Source organism: Micromonospora palomenae (genome assembly GCF_007829925.1).
In the GTDB taxonomy this organism is placed as follows: Bacteria; Actinomycetota; Actinomycetes; order Mycobacteriales; family Micromonosporaceae; genus Micromonospora; species Micromonospora purpureochromogenes.
In genome coordinates this window covers 1,253,770-1,273,586 of sequence record NZ_VIXA01000002.1, presented here as the reverse complement: position 1 = coordinate 1,273,586, position 19,817 = coordinate 1,253,770, and the positions used below count along the sequence as shown (strand labels likewise).

At 74.8% G+C, this 19,817-nt stretch carries 20 protein-coding genes; 12 read left to right on the top strand and 8 right to left on the bottom strand.

Annotation, left to right across the window (positions count from 1 at the left end; translation table 11 throughout):
* The first annotated feature begins 87 nt into the window (after positions 1 to 87).
* Entirely contained in the window at positions 88 to 909 is an 822-nt protein-coding gene (locus FHX75_RS17075; protein ID WP_154941141.1) for an HAD family hydrolase, read from the top strand.
* Positions 909 to 1,721, top strand: a complete 813-nt coding sequence (locus FHX75_RS17070) for an HAD family hydrolase (RefSeq protein WP_154941140.1) — start codon at positions 909 to 911, stop codon at positions 1,719 to 1,721. Before FHX75_RS17075 ends, FHX75_RS17070 begins: the two co-directional genes overlap by 1 nt.
* Before the next feature lie 12 nt (positions 1,722 to 1,733).
* Here FHX75_RS17070 and FHX75_RS17065 read toward each other — a convergent pair whose 3' ends face one another.
* Positions 1,734 to 2,336 carry a bacterial proteasome activator family protein gene (locus tag FHX75_RS17065; RefSeq protein WP_154941138.1) on the bottom strand — a complete coding sequence of 201 codons (603 nt, stop codon included), beginning with the start codon at positions 2,334 to 2,336 and terminating at the stop codon, positions 1,734 to 1,736.
* Positions 2,337 to 2,416: 80 nt separating this feature from the next.
* Here FHX75_RS17065 and FHX75_RS17060 point away from each other — a divergent pair, with 80 nt between their 5' ends.
* Both FHX75_RS17060 and FHX75_RS17055 read left to right on the top strand, forming a co-directional pair.
* Positions 2,417 to 3,214: an alpha/beta hydrolase family protein gene (locus tag FHX75_RS17060; protein WP_154941136.1), complete on the top strand. Its 798-nt coding sequence runs from the start codon at positions 2,417 to 2,419 to the stop codon at positions 3,212 to 3,214.
* A 76-nt stretch (positions 3,215 to 3,290) separates the two neighbouring features.
* Positions 3,291 to 4,517, top strand: coding sequence for an ABC transporter substrate-binding protein (locus FHX75_RS17055; RefSeq protein ID WP_154941134.1), 1,227 nt, complete (start codon positions 3,291 to 3,293; stop codon positions 4,515 to 4,517).
* 74 nt (positions 4,518 to 4,591) lie between these two features.
* On the opposite strand, the gene ddaH is transcribed toward FHX75_RS17055, so the two are convergent.
* Positions 4,592 to 5,425, bottom strand: coding sequence for a dimethylargininase (ddaH, locus tag FHX75_RS17050; protein WP_342798972.1), 834 nt, complete (start codon positions 5,423 to 5,425; stop codon positions 4,592 to 4,594).
* Positions 5,426 to 5,484: 59 nt separating this feature from the next.
* Between ddaH and FHX75_RS17045 the strand changes: the two genes are divergently transcribed.
* Positions 5,485 to 5,943, top strand: a complete 459-nt coding sequence (locus FHX75_RS17045; RefSeq protein ID WP_088959726.1) for an Lrp/AsnC family transcriptional regulator — start codon at positions 5,485 to 5,487, stop codon at positions 5,941 to 5,943.
* 66 nt (positions 5,944 to 6,009) lie between these two features.
* The gene (locus FHX75_RS17040; RefSeq protein WP_154941131.1) at positions 6,010 to 6,966 is read left to right on the top strand and encodes a zinc-binding dehydrogenase; all 957 of its coding nucleotides are present in this window, start codon (positions 6,010 to 6,012) and stop codon (positions 6,964 to 6,966) included.
* 36 nt (positions 6,967 to 7,002) lie between these two features.
* On the opposite strand, the gene FHX75_RS17035 is transcribed toward FHX75_RS17040, so the two are convergent.
* The 3 genes from FHX75_RS17035 to mobA all read right to left on the bottom strand — a co-directional run bounded on the left by FHX75_RS17035 (position 7,003) and on the right by mobA (position 9,092).
* On the bottom strand, positions 7,003 to 8,115 hold the full coding sequence (locus FHX75_RS17035) for a T3SS (YopN, CesT) and YbjN peptide-binding chaperone 1 (protein ID WP_154941130.1): 1,113 nt from the start codon (positions 8,113 to 8,115) through the stop codon (positions 7,003 to 7,005).
* A 90-nt stretch (positions 8,116 to 8,205) separates the two neighbouring features.
* Positions 8,206 to 8,460 carry a DUF6457 domain-containing protein gene (locus FHX75_RS17030; protein ID WP_154941128.1) on the bottom strand — a complete coding sequence of 85 codons (255 nt, stop codon included), beginning with the start codon at positions 8,458 to 8,460 and terminating at the stop codon, positions 8,206 to 8,208.
* Positions 8,457 to 9,092, bottom strand: coding sequence for a molybdenum cofactor guanylyltransferase (mobA, locus tag FHX75_RS17025; RefSeq protein ID WP_154941126.1), 636 nt, complete (start codon positions 9,090 to 9,092; stop codon positions 8,457 to 8,459). The genes FHX75_RS17030 and mobA overlap by 4 nt, the downstream gene beginning before the upstream one ends.
* 84 nt (positions 9,093 to 9,176) lie before the next feature.
* Between mobA and fdhD the strand changes: the two genes are divergently transcribed.
* Positions 9,177 to 10,034, top strand: coding sequence for a formate dehydrogenase accessory sulfurtransferase FdhD (gene fdhD, locus FHX75_RS17020; protein WP_154941124.1), 858 nt, complete (start codon positions 9,177 to 9,179; stop codon positions 10,032 to 10,034).
* A gap of 37 nt (positions 10,035 to 10,071) precedes the next feature.
* On the opposite strand, the gene FHX75_RS17015 is transcribed toward fdhD, so the two are convergent.
* Positions 10,072 to 11,130, bottom strand: a complete 1,059-nt coding sequence (locus FHX75_RS17015; protein WP_154941122.1) for a DUF4192 domain-containing protein — start codon at positions 11,128 to 11,130, stop codon at positions 10,072 to 10,074.
* Positions 11,131 to 11,281: 151 nt separating this feature from the next.
* On the opposite strand from FHX75_RS17015, the gene FHX75_RS17010 reads away from it, so the two are divergent.
* The 5 genes from FHX75_RS17010 to FHX75_RS16990 all read left to right on the top strand — a co-directional run bounded on the left by FHX75_RS17010 (position 11,282) and on the right by FHX75_RS16990 (position 18,004).
* Positions 11,282 to 12,196, top strand: a complete 915-nt coding sequence (locus tag FHX75_RS17010) for a fructosamine kinase family protein (protein WP_154941120.1) — start codon at positions 11,282 to 11,284, stop codon at positions 12,194 to 12,196.
* Positions 12,193 to 13,206 carry a GTP 3',8-cyclase MoaA gene (moaA, locus tag FHX75_RS17005; protein WP_154941118.1) on the top strand — a complete coding sequence of 338 codons (1,014 nt, stop codon included), beginning with the start codon at positions 12,193 to 12,195 and terminating at the stop codon, positions 13,204 to 13,206. Before FHX75_RS17010 ends, moaA begins: the two co-directional genes overlap by 4 nt.
* Positions 13,207 to 13,209: 3 nt before the next feature.
* Positions 13,210 to 13,455 (top strand): MoaD/ThiS family protein, encoded by a 246-nt coding sequence (locus FHX75_RS17000; RefSeq protein ID WP_154941116.1) that lies wholly within the window; start codon positions 13,210 to 13,212, stop codon positions 13,453 to 13,455.
* Positions 13,456 to 13,467: 12 nt separating this feature from the next.
* On the top strand, positions 13,468 to 14,715 hold the full coding sequence (locus FHX75_RS16995) for a metallophosphoesterase (protein WP_154941114.1): 1,248 nt from the start codon (positions 13,468 to 13,470) through the stop codon (positions 14,713 to 14,715).
* A 94-nt stretch (positions 14,716 to 14,809) separates the two neighbouring features.
* Positions 14,810 to 18,004, top strand: coding sequence for a UvrD-helicase domain-containing protein (locus FHX75_RS16990; RefSeq protein WP_154941112.1), 3,195 nt, complete (start codon positions 14,810 to 14,812; stop codon positions 18,002 to 18,004).
* 35 nt (positions 18,005 to 18,039) lie between these two features.
* Here FHX75_RS16990 and FHX75_RS16985 read toward each other — a convergent pair whose 3' ends face one another.
* Both FHX75_RS16985 and FHX75_RS16980 read right to left on the bottom strand, forming a co-directional pair.
* On the bottom strand, positions 18,040 to 18,669 hold the full coding sequence (locus FHX75_RS16985) for a prepilin peptidase (RefSeq protein WP_154941110.1): 630 nt from the start codon (positions 18,667 to 18,669) through the stop codon (positions 18,040 to 18,042).
* A gap of 11 nt (positions 18,670 to 18,680) precedes the next feature.
* Positions 18,681 to 19,664, bottom strand: coding sequence for an EamA family transporter (locus tag FHX75_RS16980; RefSeq protein WP_211364485.1), 984 nt, complete (start codon positions 19,662 to 19,664; stop codon positions 18,681 to 18,683).
* Between the last annotated feature and the right edge of the window lie 153 nt (positions 19,665 to 19,817).

Here is a 19,817-nt window from a genome sequence, read left to right as displayed (position 1 = left end):
GGTACGGTTGCTGCCCGCCGTCACTCCGGGTCGAGGCACCGATGACCGAAACGGCTGGCTGCGACGGCGGCGGGCGAAGGAGGAACCATGATCCGCCCGGGCCTGCCCAAGCTGATCGCCACCGATCTGGACGGGACGCTCGTCCGTAGCGACGAGACCGTGTCCGCGTACACCCACCAGGTGCTCGACCGGGTGCGGGCCGCCGGCATCCCGGTGGTCGGCGCGACCGGTCGCGGCCCCCGGCTCAAGGAACTCACCCGCAACGACATCCGCGCCGCCGACTTCCTGGTGATGGCCGGCGGCGGCTGCGTGGTGGACCAGAGCGACCCGGCCGGCCCGGTGGTGCTGCGCGACGAGCGGCTGCCCGGTGCGGTGCTGGCCGGACTGCTGGCCGACCTGGAGGCCGAGGTCGGGCCGCTGACCGTGATGGTCGAGGCCTCCGCCGAGCAGGATGCGCCGCTCTGGGGCGACTACCACCCGAGCTGGCCGTACCAGGACCGGTTCGAGGCGCGCAGCCGCGCCGAGTGCCTCTCCTGCGACGTGATCAAGGCGTTCGTCCGGACCGCCGACCACCACGTGGACGAGCTGCTGGCCACCGCCCGCCGGATCGTCCCGCCGCAGGTGGCCACGCTCACCCAGGCCGGCCTGGGCTTCGTCGAGATCTGCCCGCCGGGGGTGGACAAGGCCACCGGGCTCAGCGTGGTGGCCGAACGGCTCGGCGTCGACCCGGCGGAGGTGCTGGTCTTCGGGGATATGCCCAACGACCTGCCGATGTTCGCCTGGGCCGGCTGGGGCCGGGTGGCCGTTTCCAACGCGCACCCCGCGGTCCGCGCCGCCGCGGACGAGATCACCCTGCGCAACGACGACGACGGAGTCGCGGTCTACCTGGACCGGCTACTCTCCCGGTGATGGGAGAGACACCCCGACTGGTCGCGACCGACATCGACGGCACCCTGCTCGGCGACGACCGGACGCTCAGCGCGCGTACCGCGACGGTGCTGCAGCGGATCTGCGCGCAGGGCACGCCGGTCGTGCTGGTCACCGGCCGCCCGATCCGCTGGCTCCAGCTCGTGTACGACCAGCTCGCCGCCCCGCTGCCGGCGATCTGCGCCAACGGCGCCGTGGTGTACGACCCGGTCGCCGACGAGGTGCTGCGGGCCGACCCGCTCGCCCCGGAACTCCTCGCCGAGGTGGCCCGCCGGCTGCGCGCGGCGGTGCCCGAGGTGAGCTTCGCGGTGGAGATCGTCGACAGCCGGCAGATGCGGCACGAGGCGCACTACCCGCTGCGCTGGGACGCCGACCACGACGCCATCCGGGCCGTCGAGTCGCCCGAGGAGCTGCACTCCGTACCGGCGGTGAAGCTGCTGGCCCGGGCCGGGGAGCAGGACCCGGACGTCTTCGTCCGGGTGGTGGCCGGGGCGCTGCAGGGGCTGGCCGAGGCGACGCACTCGTCGTACAGCGGGCTGGTGGAGATCTCCGCCGCCGGGGTGACCAAGGCGGCCGGGCTGGCCTGGTACGCCGCCCGCCTCGGCATCCACGAACGCGACGTGCTCGCGTTCGGCGACATGCCCAACGACCTGCCGATGCTGACCTGGGCCGGTCGGGCGGTGGCGGTGGCCAACGCACACCCCGCCGTCCTGGAGATCGCCGACGAGGTGACCGGGGCGAACTCCGCCGACGGCGTGGCGGCGTACCTGGAGAAGGTCTTCGGGGTGGGCTGAGCGGACGACCGGTCAGAGGTACTGGCCGGTGGGATGCCCCTCGCCACCCTGCGGCTGGCCGATGCCCGGCATGCCCGGCACCATCCCGCCGGGACCGCTCGGCAGCGCCTGGCGGCCGGAACGCATCTGCTCCAGCTGCACCCGGGCGGCCATCTGCTGGGCGACCAGCGCGGCCTGGATGCCGTGGAACAACCCCTCCAGCCAGCCGACGAGCTGGGCGTGGGCGATGCGCAGCTCGCCCTCGCTGGGCGCCTTCTCCTCGGTGAAGGGCAGCGAGATCCGCTCCAGCTCCTCGCGCAGCTCGGGGGCGAGGCCCTCCTTGAGCTCGACGATCGACCGCTCGTGGATCTCCCGCATCCGGTGCCGGCTGGCGTCGTCCAGCGGGGCCGACTTGACCTCCTCCAGCAGCTGCTTGATCATGCTGCCGATCCGCATCACCTTGGCCGGCTGCTCGACCAGGCGGGTCGGGTCCTCGCCCACCTGCTCGTCGGTCTGCACGGTGCCGACCGGGCGGCCGTCCGGGCCGACCACCACCACGGTGCCCGAGTGCCCGGTGTCCTCGGTGCCCGGCTCGTCGTTCTGTCCAGCGAAGTGCGCGTCGGTCATGGCACCCATCTTTACCCACGCCCGCGAGCCACACGCGGTGGGACCGGTCACGACCCCCGCCCGGTGGCGGTCGCGCTACCGTCGCCGACATGCCCGCCGACCCGCGCGCCGTGCTCACCCGGCCCGCTCCGCCCCCCGACCTCACCCTCGCCTACGGCGACCACCCCGACCAGATCGTCGACCTGCGCCGTCCCGCCGGGGACGGCCCGGCCCGGCCGTTGGTCGCGGTGCTGCACGGGGGCTTCTGGCGCGCCGAGTACGACCGGACCCACACCGGCCCGCTGGCCACCGCGCTGGCGGCGCTGGGCTGGCCGGTGGCGCAGCTGGAGTACCGGCGGACCGGGCAGCCGGGCGGCGGCTGGCCGGGCACCCTCACCGACGTGCTGGCCGGGGTGGCGGCGCTGCCCGCGCTGGCCGCCCGCGCCCTGCCGGGCCGGGTGGCCGCCGGACCACCGCTGCTGCTCGGACACTCGGCCGGCGGGCACCTCGCGCTCTACGCGGCGGCGCATGCCCCGGCCACCGTACGGGGGGTGCTGGCGCTGGCCCCGGTCGCCGACCTCGCCGAGGCGTACCGGCTGGACCTGGACGGCGGGGCGGTGGCCGCGCTGCTCGGCGGCGGCCCGACGGAGCACCCGGACCGGTACGCGGCGGCCGATCCACGGGAGTTGGTGCCGCTGCGGACACGCACCGTGATCGTGCACGGGGTCCAGGACCTGCAGGTGCCGGTCACGATCAGCCGGGGCTACGCGGCTGCGGCCCAGGCGGCGGGGGCCGATGTGAGCCTCGTTGAACTGCCGAAATGCGAGCACTTCGGGCTCATCGACCCGGAGTCGGCCGCCTGGCCGCACGTCAGAGCTGCATTGCAGTCGCTGCACAAAGATCAATAGCCATTGACGCAGCGTCGTCAACCAGGTAGAACGCCGAGGGGGCGGTGACGCCCCGCAACGCTCCGGAAGGATTTTGGTGTCGCAGATGAACCGCAGGCGCGCCCTGCAGCTGCTGGCCGCGCTCGGTACCACCGGGCTGGTCGCCGGCTGTGGCACGGACGACGAGGGTGAGCCGGTCGCGACCGGCTCGCCGATCAAAATCGGTCTCGTCGCCCCCGAAAGTGGCTCGGGCAAGACCATCGGCGAGGACATCGTCAACGGCTTCGAGCTCTACCTGGCCACCCACGGCCAGCGCCTCGGCGGGCACCCGGTGACCCTGGTGAAGGCCGACGAGGGCGACAGCGCCAAGACCGGTCAGGACGCCGTCAACGACCTGCTCAAGCAGGGCGTGCTCGCCCTCACCGGGGTGGTCAACCCGACGGTGATGTCCGGCATCCGGGACATCGTGGAGAAGGCCCGGGTGCCGCTGATCGGGTCGAACGCCTCGCCGGTCAGCCTGCAGAGCGTGGTCTACATCTGGCGCACCTCGTACGTGCTGGACGAGCCGGGCCGGGCGCTCGGGGCGTACCTGAAGCAGCGGCTGCCGTCCGGCAGCCGGGTGTTGATCATCGCGCCGGAGGGCGGCGCCAGCCTCGACGTCGTGCAGGGCTTCCGCCAGGGCTTCGGCGTCGACGACCCGCGGATCGCCGGCGAACCGGTCTGGACGAACCCCACCGCCAACCCGGGCGAGAGCACGTACGCCTACGACATCCGGCAGGCGCTCAACCGCAAGCCCACCGCGATCTTCTGCCACTTCTCCGGCACCGCGGCCATCCAGTTCATCAAGCAGCTGCGCCGGCACCGCCCGGCCTACACCGGGCCGATCTACGCGCCCGGCTTCCTCACTGAGGGCAGCGTGCTCAACGAGGTACGCGGCGTGCTGGTGAACGACAAGGAGGACCGGCTGCTGCCCGGCCCGATCCAGACGGTGTCGAACTACTCGGCCGACCTGAACAACAACGCCAACCGGATCTTCGCCTCCGCGTACCGGAAGACGTTCAACGTCTCGCCCAGCACGTACGCGATGGCCTCGTACGACGCCGCCCAGGTGCTCGACGGGGCGATCCGGATCGCCGGGGCGAACCCGACCCCGCAGCAGGTCAATCTGGCCCTCGGCAAGGTGGGCCAGATCGACAGCCCGCGCGGGGTGTGGCAGTTCAACCAGCCCCGCACGCCGCAGCAGCGGTGGTACCTGCGCACCGTGCAGTTCGACGGCCGGCTGCTGTCCAACGTCATGCTCAACGAGATCGCCACGCTCGGCTGAGCGCCGGGCCCGATACGCGCCGAGGGCCGGTCTCCCCGCAGGGAGGCCGGCCCTCGGCTTATGCCGTGGTGGCGTCAGTGACGCAGCTCGGCGATGCAGCACTTCACGCTGCCGCCGCCCTTCTTCAGCTCGGCCAGCTCGACCGGCACCGGGTGGTAGCCGGCCGCCTTGAGCTTGCCGGCCAGCCGGGTCGCCTCGCTGTTGAGCACGACGTTGAGCCCGTCGCTGACCAGGTTCAGGCCGAAGGTCATCGCGTCCTCGTCGTCCGCGACCACCGCGTCGGGGAAGAGCTGGGCGAGCACCTTCTGGCTGGCCGCCGAGAAGGCGCCCGGGAAGTAGACGATGTTCTCGTCGTCGATCGAGGCGAGCGCCACGTCGAGGTGGTAGAAGCGCGGGTCGACCAGGCGCAGCGACACCACCGGCCGGCCGAGCGCCTCCTGCGCCTCGGCGTGCGCCGGCAGCTCGGTACGGAAGCCGTGGCCGGCGAGGACCAGCCCGCCGTGCGCCTCCGGCAGGTACGCGAAGTCGCCCTCGCCCTCGTTGGTCTCGCTCGGCGCGATGAACCGCCAGCCCTGCGACTCGTAGAACGCCCGGTGCGCGGCGGCCTCGGCGGCGCGCTGCTCGTGCTTGAACTGGGCGCCGTAGACCGTCCCGTCCACCACGAAGGCGCCGTTGGCAGCGAAGACCATGTCCGGCAGCCCGGCCTCGGGGGTGAGCAGGTGCACGTCGTGGCCGAGGCCGACCAGCGTCTCCCGCAGGCGGTCCCACTGCTTGACCGCCAGCTCCGCGTCGACCGCGGTGGTGACGTCCATCCACGGGTTGATGGCGTACTCGACGGCGAAATGCTCGGGCGAGCACATGAGATATGTCCGCTTTCGCGGCACTCGCTGCTGGTTCACGGTGACCAAGAGTAGGTAGCGTAGAACTTTGGTAACAGCCAGAACTCTTGCTTTCTGAAGGCGGAACGTTGCAGATAGACGCGGTCGACCAGCGAATCATTGCGTTGCTCGTGGCGGACGCTCGCGCGTCGTACGCCGACATCGGCAGCCGGGTGTCACTCTCCGCTCCGGCGGTGAAGAGACGCGTCGACCGGCTCCGCTCCGCCGGGGTGATCCGGGGCTTCACCGCGGTGGTCGATCCGGCCGCCGTCGGCTGGACCACGGAGGCCTTCGTCGAGCTCTTCTGCGCCGGCCGGACCACCCCCGCGCAGATCGGGGTGGCCGCCCGGCGACACCCGGAGGTGGTCGGGGCGTACACCGTCTCGGGCGAGGCGGACGCCCTGGTGCACCTGCGGGCCGCCGACATCGCCCACCTCGAGGAGGCGCTGGAGCGGCTGCGGGCGGAGTCGTTCGTGACCTCCACCCGGAGCACCATCGTGCTCTCCCGCCTGGTCGAGTCCCCCGGCGTCGGCCCGTCCACCGGCTGATCCGCGCTTGACCTCAACCCCACTTCATGTCGTCGACTGGACCGGACGGCGGCGTGAGGGGGGATCGTGCGGGCGGTGTGGCTGCGGGAGTTCGGCGGGCCGGAGGTGCTGGTGCCGGGAACGGCGACCGATCCGACGCCCGGGCCGGGGCAGGTGCTGATCGAGGTGGCGCACGTCAACCTCACCTTCGTCGAGACGATGTTCCGGGCCACCGGGTTCGGGCCGTTCCGCGGCCCGTTGCCGGTGATCCCCGGCAACGGGGTCGGCGGCGTGATCGGCGCGGTGGGCCCGGACGTGGACCCCGGGCTCGTCGGCCGGCGGGTGGTCAGCGGCACCGGCGGCACCGGCGGGTACGCCGAACGGGTCGTGGTGGACCGGGCCGCGCCGGTCGAGGTGCCCGACGCGCTGGCGCTGGACGACGCGGTGGCGCTGCTCGCCGACGGCCGTACCGCGCTGCTGCTGACCGACGCGGCAGCGCCCAGGGCGGGGGAACGGGTGCTGGTCGAGGCCGCCGCCGGTGGGGTGGGCGGCCTGCTGGTCCAGCTCGCCGCGCGGGCGGGAGCACGGGTGGTGGGCCTGGCCGGCGGCCCCCGCAAGACGGAACTGGTCCGGGCGGCGGGCGCCGACGTCGTGATCGACTACCGGGAGCCCGGCTGGGCCGACCGGGTACGCGCCGCGACCGGCGGGGTGGACGTCGTCTTCGACGGCGTCGGCGGCGACGTGGGCCGGACGGCGTTCGACCTGCTCGACCCCGGCGGCCGGATGCTCAGCTTCGGGCTCGCCTCGGGTAGCTGGACCGACGTGCCGGCGGAGACCGCCACGGCGCGCGGGGTGGCCCTGCTGCGACCGACCGCCGGGCCGGACGAGCTGCGCGCGCTCACCGCGCGGGCGCTGGCCGAGGGCGCGGCCGGGCGGCTGCGCCCGCTGATCGGGCAGCGGTTCCCGTTGGAGCGGGCCGCCGAGGCGCATGCCGCGATGCAGTCGCGGGCCACCGTCGGCAAGACCCTGCTCGACGTCGGCTGAGGAGTCGGCGCACGGGACGAGCGGGCGCCGCCGGGGTCAGAGGTACATGCCCGTCCGGTGCTCGGAGTCCGCCGGCCGGCCCGGCTTGTCGCCCTCGCCGAAGAACCGCTTGCCGCCGAACTCCCCGTGCAGCCGGTCGTCCAGCTCGTCGGCCAGCCCGGTCATCACCTGCACCGCGAGCATCAGGTGGGTGGCCTGGAAGTTGCGGCCGAAGACCGGGATGGAGGCCCAGACGGTGTCGTCGGCGCAGTAGAGCCGGCCGATCGGCATCCGGTTGGTCAGCTCGGAGAGCTTCACGTAGAGGCGCTCGGTCGGCTCCACCTCGGTGAGCACCGGCGAGAAGACGTCGACCAGCGGCGGGTTGTCGCGTACCCGGACGAACACCATCGCCGAGCCGGCGCGGATGTTGATGTCGCCGTCCGAGTCCACCTGGAGCTGGTCGGACTTCGACTTGAGCATGGTCGACACGACCGTGCGGACCCGCTCCTCCAGCGCCAGCACGTCCTCGCCCTCTTCGCTCTTCTGCGCGCTCGCGGCGGCGGCCAGCGCCTCGTCGAGGTCCGCCTCGACGTCGCGGTCCGGGCCGAACTCGCTGCGCGCGGTGCCGAGCGGTTCGGCCGGCAGCGGCTCCCCCTCGGCGTCGTGCACGAGGTAGACGAGGAAGGCCGGGTGCGGGGCGCCGTAGACGTCGCGCAGGGTGCGGGAGAGCAGCGCGGCCACCTTGCTGGCGTCGGCGGTCGAGCCCTCCAGGCCGAACTGGTCCCGGGAGCCCTCCAGCACGCCCGGCGGCGACCAGCCCAGCGCGATCATGTCCGCGACGGCGGCCCGGTCCAGCCGGTAGCCCTGCGGCAGGGTGGCGTTGCCGACCGCCCGTGCGGAGACCCGCCCCCCGTCGCCCACGTCCACGCTGATCGAGTAGACGGCGTTACCGGTGCCGGAGGCCGTCGGGTCGAGGGTCAGCTCGACGTGCGCCCCGGTGGGCAGCCCACGCAGCCGCTCGGCCAGCGCGCGGGCGAACTCCCGCCACGCCTCGGTCACCTTGGCCCGCAGGTCGGCCGTGCTCGGCTCGTCCAGCAGGACCGACTCGTGCTGCTCCGGCGAGCTGCCGGGCTGATCACCGGTCGGCTTCGAGGGGTGGTCTGCCGTCATGATCGCCTCCGTCCGTCAAGGTCACCCTACCCAGGCCCACCCGGTGTCGAATCCACCGCGACCGGGATCGGACAACGCGGCGGGTGCGACTCAGTCGGGACGGTCGCCGCCCAGCTCCACCGGCCAGGTCGCGGCCAGGGCGCTCAGCCGCGCGGCGGCGCCCGCCGGGTCGGCGCCGCGCCCGACCGCCACCCCGAGCAGGTACGCGCTCACCGGCGCGCCCGGCCGCAGCACCTGGTGGGCGACATCCCTGGCCAGGTCGAGCACCGTCGGCACCGGGACCTCGGCCGGGTCGAGCCCCAGTTCGGCGCAGGCCGCCGTCAGCCAGTCGTCCATCACCGTCATCGCGTCCACTCCTCCGCCCGGCGTACGTCGGAGTCAGTGTCGCAGTCGAACCACGGCGGCGGGCCGCTGCCGGACCACGCCAGGTCACGCACCCGCAGCTCGGCGAGCAACTCCCGCATCGAGGCGCCTTCGGGCGTACCGCCCCGACGCCCGACGAGGCGGGCCAGCGCGTCCCGCAACGCCGCCGCCCGCCACACCCCGCACAGCGGCTGCCGCCGGCCCCGGTCGTCGAGGAAGCAGACCCCGTCCGGCCCGTCGTCCACGTGACCGCGCGGCGGTGCCCCGTCCGGCTCCGGGTGCAGCGCGCGCAGCAGCACGCCGACCGCCTCCCGGGTGAGCAGCGGCAGGTCGGCGGCGAGCAGGGCGACGGTGGTCGTGTCGGGGGGCAGCAGGGCGAGCCCGGCCGCGGTCGCCGCCACCGGGCCACCGCCCGGCGGTCGCTCCCGGGTCACCAGCACGTCGCCGGGGACCGCGTCGGCCGGCCCGACCAGGATCCGCGGGGCCGCGTCGGCGACGGCCGCCAACACCCGCTCCCGCATCGGCATTCCACCGACCGGTAGCGCCGGCTTGTCCCGCCCGCCCATCCGGCGCGCCGCACCGCCCGCGAGCACCACCGCCGCGTACGCCGTCACCGGGCCACCGTAGCCTCGCGCCGACCCGTCCGGCCGGCCGGCGTCGTGGTGCGGGTCGCTCGGCGGGCGGGGGAGGATGGCGGGATGGGACGGGCGACTGACCGGCGGAGTGTGCTCCGCATCGACCTCGACGCGGTGGCCGACGGACGCGCCCCGGTACGCCGGCAGGACACCCTCTCGGTGGAGGAGCCGCTGGAGATCCGGGTCGGCCCGGCCGGACCCGGTCGACGCCGGCCGCTCGCGGTCACCATGCGTACCCCCGGCGACGACATCGACCTGGCGATCGGCTTCCTGCTCACCGAGGGGCTGGTCAGGTCGACCGACGACGTGCTCACCGCCCAGCTCTGCGCCGGGGCGGAGACCCCGAACACCTACAACGTGGTGGACGTGGTGCTCGCCCCGGGCGTGCCCGAGCCCACCACCGACCCGTCGCGGAACTTCTACACCACCAGCTCGTGCGGGGTCTGCGGCAAGGCCAGCATCGAGGCGGTGCGGACCCGGTCGCCGTACCCGGTGGTGGACGATCCGCTCACCGTCCGGGCGGACGTGCTCGCCGCGCTGCCGGACCGGTTGCGGGCGGCCCAGCGGGCCTTCGACCGCACCGGCGGCCTGCACGCGGCGGGGCTGTTCACCGCCGAGGGCGAGCCGGTGGTGCTGCGGGAGGACGTCGGCCGGCACAACGCGGTGGACAAGGTGGTCGGCTGGGCGGTGCGGGAACGCCGCCTTCCGCTGGCCGGTCACCTGCTGCTGGTCTCCGGTCGGGCCAGCTTCGAGCTGACCCAGAAGGCGTGGATGGCCGGCGTACCGCTGCTCGCGGCGGTCTCCGCGCCCAGCTCGCTCGCCGCCGACCTGGCGGAGGAGGCCGGGATGACGCTGGTCGGCTTCCTGCGCGGCCGGACGATGAACGTCTACGCCGGCGGGCACCGGGTGCTGGTCGGCTGACCCGTTCGCCGGAGCCCCGCGGGACGCGACGTCTCCCTCATCCGAGGCCCCGCCGCACGTGTCGTCGCCGGCGGGGACGCCGCCGGACCACGCCCGGCTCTCCGACGGCCGGCCAGCCGTCCAGCTCCGATGGGGGCACACCGCGGCGGAGCAGGTCGTCGAGGAGCTGGGCCAGGGAGTAGTCGGGGTGAACGGCCAGCGCCCGCTCCAACGCCACCGCGGCCAGCGCGCCCTGGCCGGCTCGCCAGGCGGCGAAGGCCAGCAGGCTCGCCGGCGCGGCGATCAGCTCCTCCTCGGCGCGGCGCAGCACGTCGCCCCAGAGGTCGATGTCCTCCTCCCGCCCGTCGGTGCGTTCCCAGGCGTGGTCGCGCACCGGGAGGTGGGTCAGGAGCAGGCTGAGCCAGGCCACCTCGTCGTCGGTGAGCCGCTCGCCCCGGCGGTGCGCCCGCCGGGCGTCCCGCACGGCGGCGACGCCGGCCGCCCGGATCGAGCGACCGCCGAGCAGGTCGGCGGCGGGCGCCTCGGTCAGCAGGGTGAGCAGCCGCCGCTCGGCCCGGACGCCGGCCTGCCGCATCGCCGCCCGGTCCTGCCCGTCGGCGGCGGCCACCTGGGCGGTGAGGGCGGCCCGGTCGGGCAGCGCCACCTGACCGGCGTAGACCGCGGCGGCGCTGACCTCGCTGCTGCCCGGGTCGTACGGGGTGCCGTCGGGCGGGCAGCAGGCCGCCTCCGCGCACAGGTACGACCAGTACCGGCCGTCGGTCACCCGCATCGCGTCGAGCACGGTCAGGCCGGCCGTGGTCAGTGCGGCGCGTACCGCGTCGACGGTCGGGGTGACCCGGTCGGCCGGGCCGTACCCGATGACGGTGGCGGCGTCGGCGTCCTGCCGGCCGAGGACGCCGCCGAGGTGGTCGGCGGGCAGCCGGGGGTCGGCGCCACGGTCGGGCAGGTCGGCACGGGCGGCGAAGACGACCCGCTGGGCGCGCATCGCCACCACGACGACGCTGTCGGCGGGGTGGAAGCCGAGCAGGTACGGCACGGCGGCGAGCAGGTCGGCGGGCGAGCGGACGGTGAGCCGGGGGCGGTCGGTCGCGGTCATGCCGGCAGCCTGCGACCCGGGGGACGCGCCCGACAGGCCCTGTGGACGACACGCGGGTTGTCCACAGACACGGAGAGTGTTCCCACAGGTAACAGGGATTTGCCGAGTTTCGGGATCCACCGGTGTCCCACGGAGCGGCTACCTTGCGCTGATGGACCTGGCGTACCTGCGGACGCATCCGGAGCACCTGCCGACGTTCCTGACCCACCAGCGGATCCGGGAGACGCCGGTCGCCGGCGGGGACGTCTGCGCCGCCTCCCGACTCACCCTGGACGACGGCCACTCCGTCTTCGCCAAGAGCTGGCCGGAGCGGGCCGACCGACCGGTGCCGGAGAGCTTCTTCGCCAGCGAGGCGGCCGGGCTGCGTTGGCTGCGCGCGGCGGGCACGGTGGCCGTACCGGAGGTAATGGTGGCCCTGCCGGAGCTGCTGGCCTTGGACTGGGTGGAGCCGGGCGAGCCGTCCCCGGAGGCGGCCGAACGGTTCGGCCGGGAGCTGGCCGGGATGCACCGGGCCGGGGCGTCCGCCTTCGGCGCCGACTGGCCCGGCTTCATCGGCCCGCTGCCGCAGGACAACACCCCCGACGAGGGCCCCTGGCCGGACTGGTTCGCCCGGCGTCGGCTGCTGCCGTACCTGGCGCTGTCGGTGGACGGCGGCGCGCTCGGCGGCGCGGATGCCGCGCTGGTGGAGCGGGTCGTCGCCCGGATCGGCGAGTTCGGCGGCGACGAGCCGCCGGCCCGGGTGCACGGCGACCTGTGGCCGGGGAACGTGCTCTGGGGCGCGGACGACCGGGCCTGGCTGGTCGACCCGGCCGCGCACGGCGGGCACCGGGAGACCGACCTCGCCCAACTGGCCCTCTTCGGCGGCGCGCCGCACCTCGAGCGGATCATCGGCGCCTACCGGGAGGAGTGGCCGCTGGCCGACGGCTGGCGGGAACGACTGCCGCTGCACCAGCTCCACCTGCTGCTGGTGCACACCGCCGCCTTCGGCACGGCGTACCGGGATGCGGTCACCCGGGCCGCCCGAGCAGCGCTGGGCGGGACCGACCGCGCTACGGTCGACGGGTGACCGTCGCCCCGCCCGCCGAGGGCGCCCTCGTCGACCGGTACGGCCGTGTCGCCCGGGACCTGCGCGTCTCGCTGACCGACAAGTGCAACCTGCGCTGCACGTACTGCATGCCGGCGGAGGGTCTGCCCTGGCTGGCCGGGCCGCAGCTGCTCAGCGACGACGAGATCGTCCGGTTGGTCCGGGTCGCCGTGGAACGGCTCGGCGTGACCGAGGTCCGCTTCACCGGCGGCGAGCCGCTGATCCGGCCGGGGCTGGCCGGCATCGTCACCGAGGTGGCCACGCTGACCCCCCGCCCCCGGATCTCCCTCACCACCAACGGCATCGGCCTGGACCGACTCGCCCCCACGCTGCGCGCGGCCGGGCTGGACCGGGTGAACGTGTCGCTGGACACCCTGGACCGCGACCGATTCACCCGGCTGACCCGACGGGACCGGCTGGCCGACGTGCTCGCCGGGCTGGCCGGCGCCGCCGCCGCCGGGCTCACCCCGGTGAAGGTCAATTCGGTGCTGATGCGGGGCGTCAACGACGACGAGGCCCCGGCGCTGCTGCGGTTCGCCCTGGACCACGGCTACGAGCTGCGGTTCATCGAGCAGATGCCGCTGGACGCCCAGCACGGCTGGGACCGGGCCACCATGGTCACCGCCGACGAGATCCTCGCCTCGCTGGCCGGCGCGTTCGCCCTGACGCCCGACCCGGCCGAGCGGGGCGCGGCCCCGGCCGAGACCTGGCTGGTCGGCGGCGGACCGGCCCGGGTCGGCGTGATCGCCAGCGTCACCCGCCCGTTCTGCGGCGACTGCGACCGGACCCGGCTCACCGCCGACGGCCAGGTCCGGGCCTGCCTCTTCGCCACCGAGGAGTCCGACCTGCGCGGCGCGCTGCGCGGCGGGGCGGACGACGCGGAGCTGGCCCGGCGCTGGCAGGTGGCGATGCGGGGCAAGCGCGCCGGGCACGGCATCGACGACCCCACCTTCCTGCAACCGGCCCGGCCGATGTCCGCGATCGGAGGCTGAGCCGTGGACCTCACCGTCCGCTACTTCGCCGGGGCCCGGGCCGCCGCCGGCCGCACCGAGGAGACCGCATCCGCCGGCCGGTCGCTGGACGAACTGGTCGGTGAACTCGCCGAGCGGCACGGGCCGGGGCTGGCCGCCGTGCTGGAGGTGGCGAGTTTCCTGGTCGACGGGGTGCGCTGTCATGATCGTGGGACACCGTTGCCGGCCGGGGTCACGATCGACGTGCTGCCCCCCTTCGCGGGCGGCTGAGAGAGGGCTGGCATGTTGGCGACTCTGGCGTTCGTGGCCACCCTGGCCCTGATCATCGGGCTGATCCACTTCTACCTGTGGAAGCGGCTGGTCAAGGACACCACCCGTCCCGGACGGTGGCGGCGGATCGGCGCGGTCGCCGCGCTGCTGCTGGCGCTGCTCGTACCGGCGACGATGGCCGGCACCCGGGCGGTCGGGGCGTTCTGGCTGGCCTGGCCGGGCTACCTCTGGCTGGCGGTGATGTTCTACCTGCTGGTCCTGCTGCTGGTGCTGGAAGTGCCGATGGCGGTCGCCCGGCTGGTGCTGCGCCGCCGGTCGGCGATCGCCGAGTCGACCGCCGCCGCGCCCGAGCCGGTGCTGGTCGGGGCGGCCGGCACCGCCGACCCGCCGGCCGTCGAGGCGGTGGACCAGCCCGACCACGACGCCTCGCGCCGGCTGCTGCTGGCCCGGGGCGCGGCGATCTTCGCCGGGCTCACTGCGGCCGGCGTCACCGGGTACGGCGTCCGGGTGGCGACGGGCCCGCCCGAGCTGGACCGGGTCCGCATCCCGCTGGCGAAGCTGCCGCGCAGCATGGACGGCCTGCGGATCGCCACCGTCTCCGACATCCACCTCGGCCCGCTGCGCGGACGGGAGCACACCGAGCGGATCGTCGCCGCGATCAACCGCCTCGACGCCGACCTCGTCGCGGTCGTCGGCGACCTGGTCGACGGCTCGGTCGCCGAGCTGGGCGGGGCCGCGGCGCCGCTGCGCGGCCTGCGCTCCCGCTACGGCAACTTCTTCGTCACCGGCAACCACGAGTACTACTCGGGCGTGGAGGAGTGGGTCCAGGAGGTGGACCGGCTCGGCCTGCGGGTGCTGCAGAACCAGCGGCAGGAGATCCGCGCCCGGGGTGGCGTGCTGGACCTGGCCGGCGTCAACGACGTGACCGCCGCCGGCACCGGCCTGGCCGCGCCGGCCGACTTCGCGGCCGCGCTCGGCGACCGCGATCCGAGCCGCCCGGTGGTGCTGCTGGCCCACCAGCCGGTCGCCGCGCACGAGGCGGCGAAGTTCGGCGTCGACCTCCAGCTCTCCGGGCACACCCACGGCGGCCAGATCGTGCCGTTCAACCTGGCCGTCAAGCTCCAGCAGCCGGTCGTCTCCGGGCTCGGCGAGGTGGACGGCACCAAGGTGTACGTCACCAACGGCGCCGGCTTCTGGGGCCCGCCGGTGCGGGTCGGCGCCCCGCCGCAGATCACCCTGGTGGAGCTGCGCGCCCCATAGCGCGACCGGGCGGCGGAGTCCAGCACCGGATTGCTCAGGTCACGCGTACGCGTGGCGGCGGGCGGGTGATGGACCGGCCGTGACAGGATGCGGCGTGCCTCCGTTCAGCGCCGCACCCCCCGGTGGCGTCCCGCCGTTCGTCGCGGACCTGCACATCCACTCGAAGTACTCGCGCGCGTGCAGCCGCGATCTCACCCTGCCCAACCTCGGCTGGTGGGCGCGGCGCAAGGGCATCGGCGTGCTCGGCACCGGGGACTTCACCCACCCCGCCTGGTACGACCACCTGCGCGAGACGCTGCACCCGGCCGAGCCCGGGCTCTACCGGCTCGCCCCGGAGGCGGAGCGGGACATCGCCCGCCGGCTGCCGCCCCGGCTGGCCAGCGAGGCGGAGAGCGACCCGGTCCGGTTCATGCTCAGCGTGGAGATCTCCACGATCTACAAGCGCGACGACCGGACCCGCAAGGTCCACCACCTGATCTACCTGCCCGACCTGGACGCGGTGGCGCGGTTCAACACGGCGCTGGGCCGGATCGGCAACCTCGGCTCGGACGGCCGGCCGATCCTCGGCCTGGACTCCCGGGACCTGCTGGAGATCACCCTGGAGGCCAGCCGCGACGGCTACCTGGTCCCGGCGCACATCTGGACGCCCTGGTTCTCCGCGCTCGGCTCGAAGTCCGGCTTCGACGCGATCGCCGACTGCTACGCCGACCTGGCCGAGCACGTCTTCGCGGTGGAGACCGGCCTCTCCTCCGACCCGGAGATGAACTGGCGGGTCGGCAGCCTGGACGGCTACCAGCTCGTCTCGAACTCCGACGCGCACTCCCCGCCGGCGCTGGCCCGGGAGGCGACGGTCTTCTCCGCCGACCGCGACTACTTCGCGATCCGGGAGGCGCTGCGCACCGGCGACGGGCTGGCCGGGACGATCGAGTTCTTCCCGGAGGAGGGGAAGTACCACGCGGACGGGCACCGGCTCTGCGGCGTCAACTGGTCGCCGGAGCGGACCCGGCAGGCCGGTGGACGCTGCCCGGAGTGCGGCAAGCCGCTGACCGTCGGCGTGCTGAGCCGGGTCGAGGAGCTGGCCGACCGGCCGACGGGGCACCGCCCCGCGCACGCCCGCGAGGTCACCCACCTGGTGCCGCTGGCCGAGATCCTCGGCGAGATCAACAAGGTGGGTGCGCGGAGCAAGAAGGTCGACGGGAAACTCCACGAGCTGGTCGCCGCGCTCGGCCCGGAGCTGGAGATCCTCACCCGTACCCCGCTGGACGAGATCGGGCGGGTCGGCGGCGAGCTGCTGGCCGAGGGGATCGGCCGGCTGCGCCGCGGCGACGTCCGCCGGGTGCCGGGCTACGACGGCGAGTACGGCGTGATCACCCTCTTCGACCCCGCGGAGCTGGGCGCGAAGGGCACGGGGGCGCAGGCGGAGACGCTCTTCGACGTACCCGTGCCGGCGCAGCGACGGCCCGCGGAGCCGGCGGCGAAGGCGAAGGCCCGTCGCCCCGCGGCGCCGAAGGCCGAGCCGAAGCGGAAGGCCGCGCCGCCGCCTCCCCCGCCGATCGCGCCGGCGCCCTCGCCGCACGAGCCGTTCGAGCCGATGCTCGCCGGCATGGAGGAGGTCGGCACCGGCCTGCTCGACCGGTTGGACGCGATGCAGCGGGTGGCCGCGTCCGCGCCGGGTGGCCCGCTGCTGATCGTGGCCGGGCCCGGTACCGGCAAGACCCGGACGCTCACCCACCGGATCGCGTACCTCTGCGCGGAGCTGAACGTCTTTCCCGAGCAGTGCCTGGCGATCACCTTCACCCGGCGGGCCGCCGAGGAGCTGCGGCACCGCCTCGACGGGCTGCTCGGTCCGGTGGCCGAGGACGTCACCGTCGGCACGTTCCACTCGCTCGGGCTGGCCATCCTGCGGGAGAACGCGGCCGCCGCCGGGCTGCCGGCGGACTTCCGGATCGCCGACGACGCCGACCGGGCGGCCGCCCGCGCCGAGGCCGGCGACGACCCGGACCGCTACACCGCGCTGCTGCGCAAGCAGGACCTGGTCGATCTGGACGAGCTGCTGACCCTGCCGGTCGCGCTGCTGAAGGCCGACAAGAAGCTGGTACGCGACTACCGCGAGCGCTGGCGGTGGATCTTCGTCGACGAGTACCAGGACGTCGACGCGGTCCAGTACGACCTGCTGCGCCTGCTCAGCCCCGCCGACGGCAACCTCTGCGCGATCGGCGACCCGGACCAGGCGATCTACTCGTTCCGGGGCGCGGACGTGGGCTACTTCCTGCGCTTCTCGCAGGACTTCACCGACGCCCGGCTGGTCCGGCTGAACCGCAACTACCGCTCGTCGGCGCCGATCCTGGCCGCCGCCGTGCAGGCCATCGCGCCGTCGTCGCTGGTGCGGGGCCGCCGGCTCGACCCGGCCCGGCTCGACCCGGAGGCCCCACTGGTCGGCCGCTACCCGGCGGCCTCCGTCGCCGACGAGGCCGATTTCGTGGTACGCACCATCGACGAGCTGGTCGGCGGCCTGTCCCACCGGTCGCTGGACTCGGGCCGGATCGACGGCCGGTCGACCACGCTCTCCTTCTCCGACATCGCGGTGCTCTACCGCACCGACGCGCAGGCCGCCCCGATCGTGGACGCCCTCGCCCGGGCGAACATCCCGGTGCAGAAGCGCTCGCACGACCGGCTGCGGGACCGGCCGGGGGTGACCGCCATCGCGCGCGAGCTGCGGCACGCCGACGGGCTGGACGGGTCGTTGCCGGCCCGCGTCCGGCTGGCCGGGCAGGTGCTGGCGGAGCGCTTCGCCGTGCCGACGCTGGACGGCGCCGCCGCGGTACGCCCCGAGGACGTCCGCACGGCGGTCGACCTGCTCACCCCGCTGGCCCGCCGGTGCGGCGACGACCTCGGGCTGTTCCTGTCCCAGCTCGCCACCGGCGCGGAGGTGGACGCGCTCGACCCGCGCGCCGAGGCGGTCACCCTGCTCACCCTGCACGCCGCCAAGGGGCTGGAGTTCCCGGTGGTCTTCCTGGTCGGGGCCGAGGACGGGCTGCTGCCGCTGCGCTGGCCCGGCACCGAGCCGGATGACGACGCGGTCGCCGAGGAGCGGCGGCTCTTCTTCGTCGGCCTGACCCGCGCCCAGGACCGGCTCTACGTCAGCCACGCCGCCCGCCGGGTCCGGCACGGGTCGGAGCGGGAGTGCCGGCCGTCGCCGTTCCTCGACGTGATCGACGCCGGGCTCTTCGAGCGCTTCGGCGAGACCGAGCCCCGCCGACCGAAGGACCGGCAGCTCCGCCTGATCTGACCCGCCGGGCCGGCGGGCAGCAGGGCCGGCCCGGGTCAGGCGAGGAGCACGGCCAGCCAGGCCCCGGCGAGCAGCGCCGGGCCGAACGGCAGGGCGGTGTCCCGGCGTACCCGGCGGGCGGCCAGCAGGACCAGCACCAGCACGCCGTTGAGCAGGTGCGGCAGGAGCAGCCCGTAGCCGAGGATCGGCCAGCCCAGCCAGCCGAGCGGCAGGCCGAGGGCGGCGGCGAGCTTGACGTCGCCGAAGCCGAGCCGGGCGCCGGGCAGCAGCGCCAGCAGGACGTACCCGGCGAAGGAGAGCGCGGCCCCGGCGAGGGCGACCGCCAGGCGGCCCGGCGTGCCGGCGGCGAGCGCGGCCACCCCGAGGCCGGCGACGCCGCCGACGGCGGCCGCGCCGACCAGCGGATCGGGCAGCCGCAGGCAGGCCAGGTCGACCACCGCCAGCACCACACCGAAGGCCGCCACCAGCAGGTACGCCGGCAGGGCCGGGTCCGTCCCGAGCGCGGCGGCCAGCCCGGCGAACACCACCGCCCCGACGAGCGCCCAGCCGACCGTCCACCGGGCGGTGGCGGACCGGTCCGTGGTGAACCGGCCGGCGAACGTCGGCGCCGCCGCGCCGACGAGGCCGCCGCAGAGCGCGGCGGCGGTCAGCAGCCCGACGGACACGGGCCGGGACGTTACCGGTGCGCCGGTTCCACGGCTGCCCCGTTGACGGGCTCCGCCGCCGGCCGCCGGGGTCGCTCGGTGCTCACCACCAGCGCCACGCCGGCCACGATCACCGCGCCGCCCAGCAGCACCTGCGCGGTGATCGGCTCGGCGACCAGCAGCGCGCCGAGCCCGACCGCGACGGCCGGGTTGACGTAGGCGTACGTGGCGACCAGTGAGATGGGCGCGTGGTGCAGCAGCCAGACGTACGCGGTGAAGGCCACCAGCGAGCCGGCCACCATCAGGTACGCCAGCGCCGCCCAGGACCGGCCCGTCACCTCGCCCGGCGAGAAGTCGCGCAGCTCGCCCCGGGCCAGGGCGAGCACGGCGAGCGCCGCCGCGCCGGCGAACATCTCGTACACGGTGGCGACGAACGGGTCGGCGGGCATGGCCAGCCGACCGGACAGGAACGAGCCGACCGACCAGCAGGTGGCCCCGACGACCACGGTGAGCGCGCCGGCCAGCGGCACCGCGCCCGTGCCGCCGGTGGGCAGCACCAGCAGCACCAGGCCGAGGAAGCCGAGCGTCACCCCGGCGAAGGTCCAGCCGCGCGGCCGGTCGCCGGTGGCGGTGCGCAGCAGCACCACCAGCAGCGGGACGGTGGCCACCAGCAGCGCGGCGATGCCCGACGGCACGGCCACCCCGGGCGGACCCGCCTCGGCGAGCACCACCAGGCCGTTGCCGCCGGCCAGCAGCAGCACCCCGACCAGGGCGGTGGAGGCGAGCTGACGCCGGTCGACCCGCAACGCCCCCGGACCGCGGCGCACCCGCAGGACGACGGCGAGCACCAGCCCGGCGGCGGCGAACCGGAGGGCGGCCGAGGCGAGCGGCGGCATGGACTCCACGGCGATCCGGATGCCGAGATAGGTGGAGCCCCACAGGACGTAGACCAGCAGCAGCGCCGTCCAGATCAGGGCGGGCCGGGTGGGTGTCGCACTCGCGGGAGGTGAGCTCATCGGTGGACCACGCTACGGTGACCACGGCGTCGGTGTCCCGCACGGGTGTCCGGCCTCTCAGCACCGAGTACGCAGGAGGCGTGCATGGCGAACTACGGGCCACCGGGTGGCGGCGCCCCGGAGCCGTGGGGCGGGCGACGCCCGGACGACGCG

Coding starts and splice junctions, on each gene's coding strand:
- FHX75_RS17075 (WP_154941141.1), top strand. CDS start 88: ATGATCCGCCCGGGCCTGCCCAAGCTGATCGCCACCGATCTGGACGGG.
- FHX75_RS17070 (WP_154941140.1), top strand. CDS start 909: ATGGGAGAGACACCCCGACTGGTCGCGACCGACATCGACGGCACCCTG.
- FHX75_RS17065 (WP_154941138.1), bottom strand. CDS start 2,336: ATGGGTGCCATGACCGACGCGCACTTCGCTGGACAGAACGACGAGCCG.
- FHX75_RS17060 (WP_154941136.1), top strand. CDS start 2,417: ATGCCCGCCGACCCGCGCGCCGTGCTCACCCGGCCCGCTCCGCCCCCC.
- FHX75_RS17035 (WP_154941130.1), bottom strand. CDS start 8,115: ATGACGGCAGACCACCCCTCGAAGCCGACCGGTGATCAGCCCGGCAGC.
- FHX75_RS17030 (WP_154941128.1), bottom strand. CDS start 8,460: ATGACGGTGATGGACGACTGGCTGACGGCGGCCTGCGCCGAACTGGGG.
- fdhD (WP_154941124.1), top strand. CDS start 9,177: ATGGGACGGGCGACTGACCGGCGGAGTGTGCTCCGCATCGACCTCGAC.
- FHX75_RS17015 (WP_154941122.1), bottom strand. CDS start 11,130: ATGACCGCGACCGACCGCCCCCGGCTCACCGTCCGCTCGCCCGCCGAC.
- FHX75_RS17010 (WP_154941120.1), top strand. CDS start 11,282: ATGGACCTGGCGTACCTGCGGACGCATCCGGAGCACCTGCCGACGTTC.
- FHX75_RS16995 (WP_154941114.1), top strand. CDS start 13,468: ATGTTGGCGACTCTGGCGTTCGTGGCCACCCTGGCCCTGATCATCGGG.
- FHX75_RS16980 (WP_211364485.1), bottom strand. CDS start 19,664: ATGAGCTCACCTCCCGCGAGTGCGACACCCACCCGGCCCGCCCTGATC.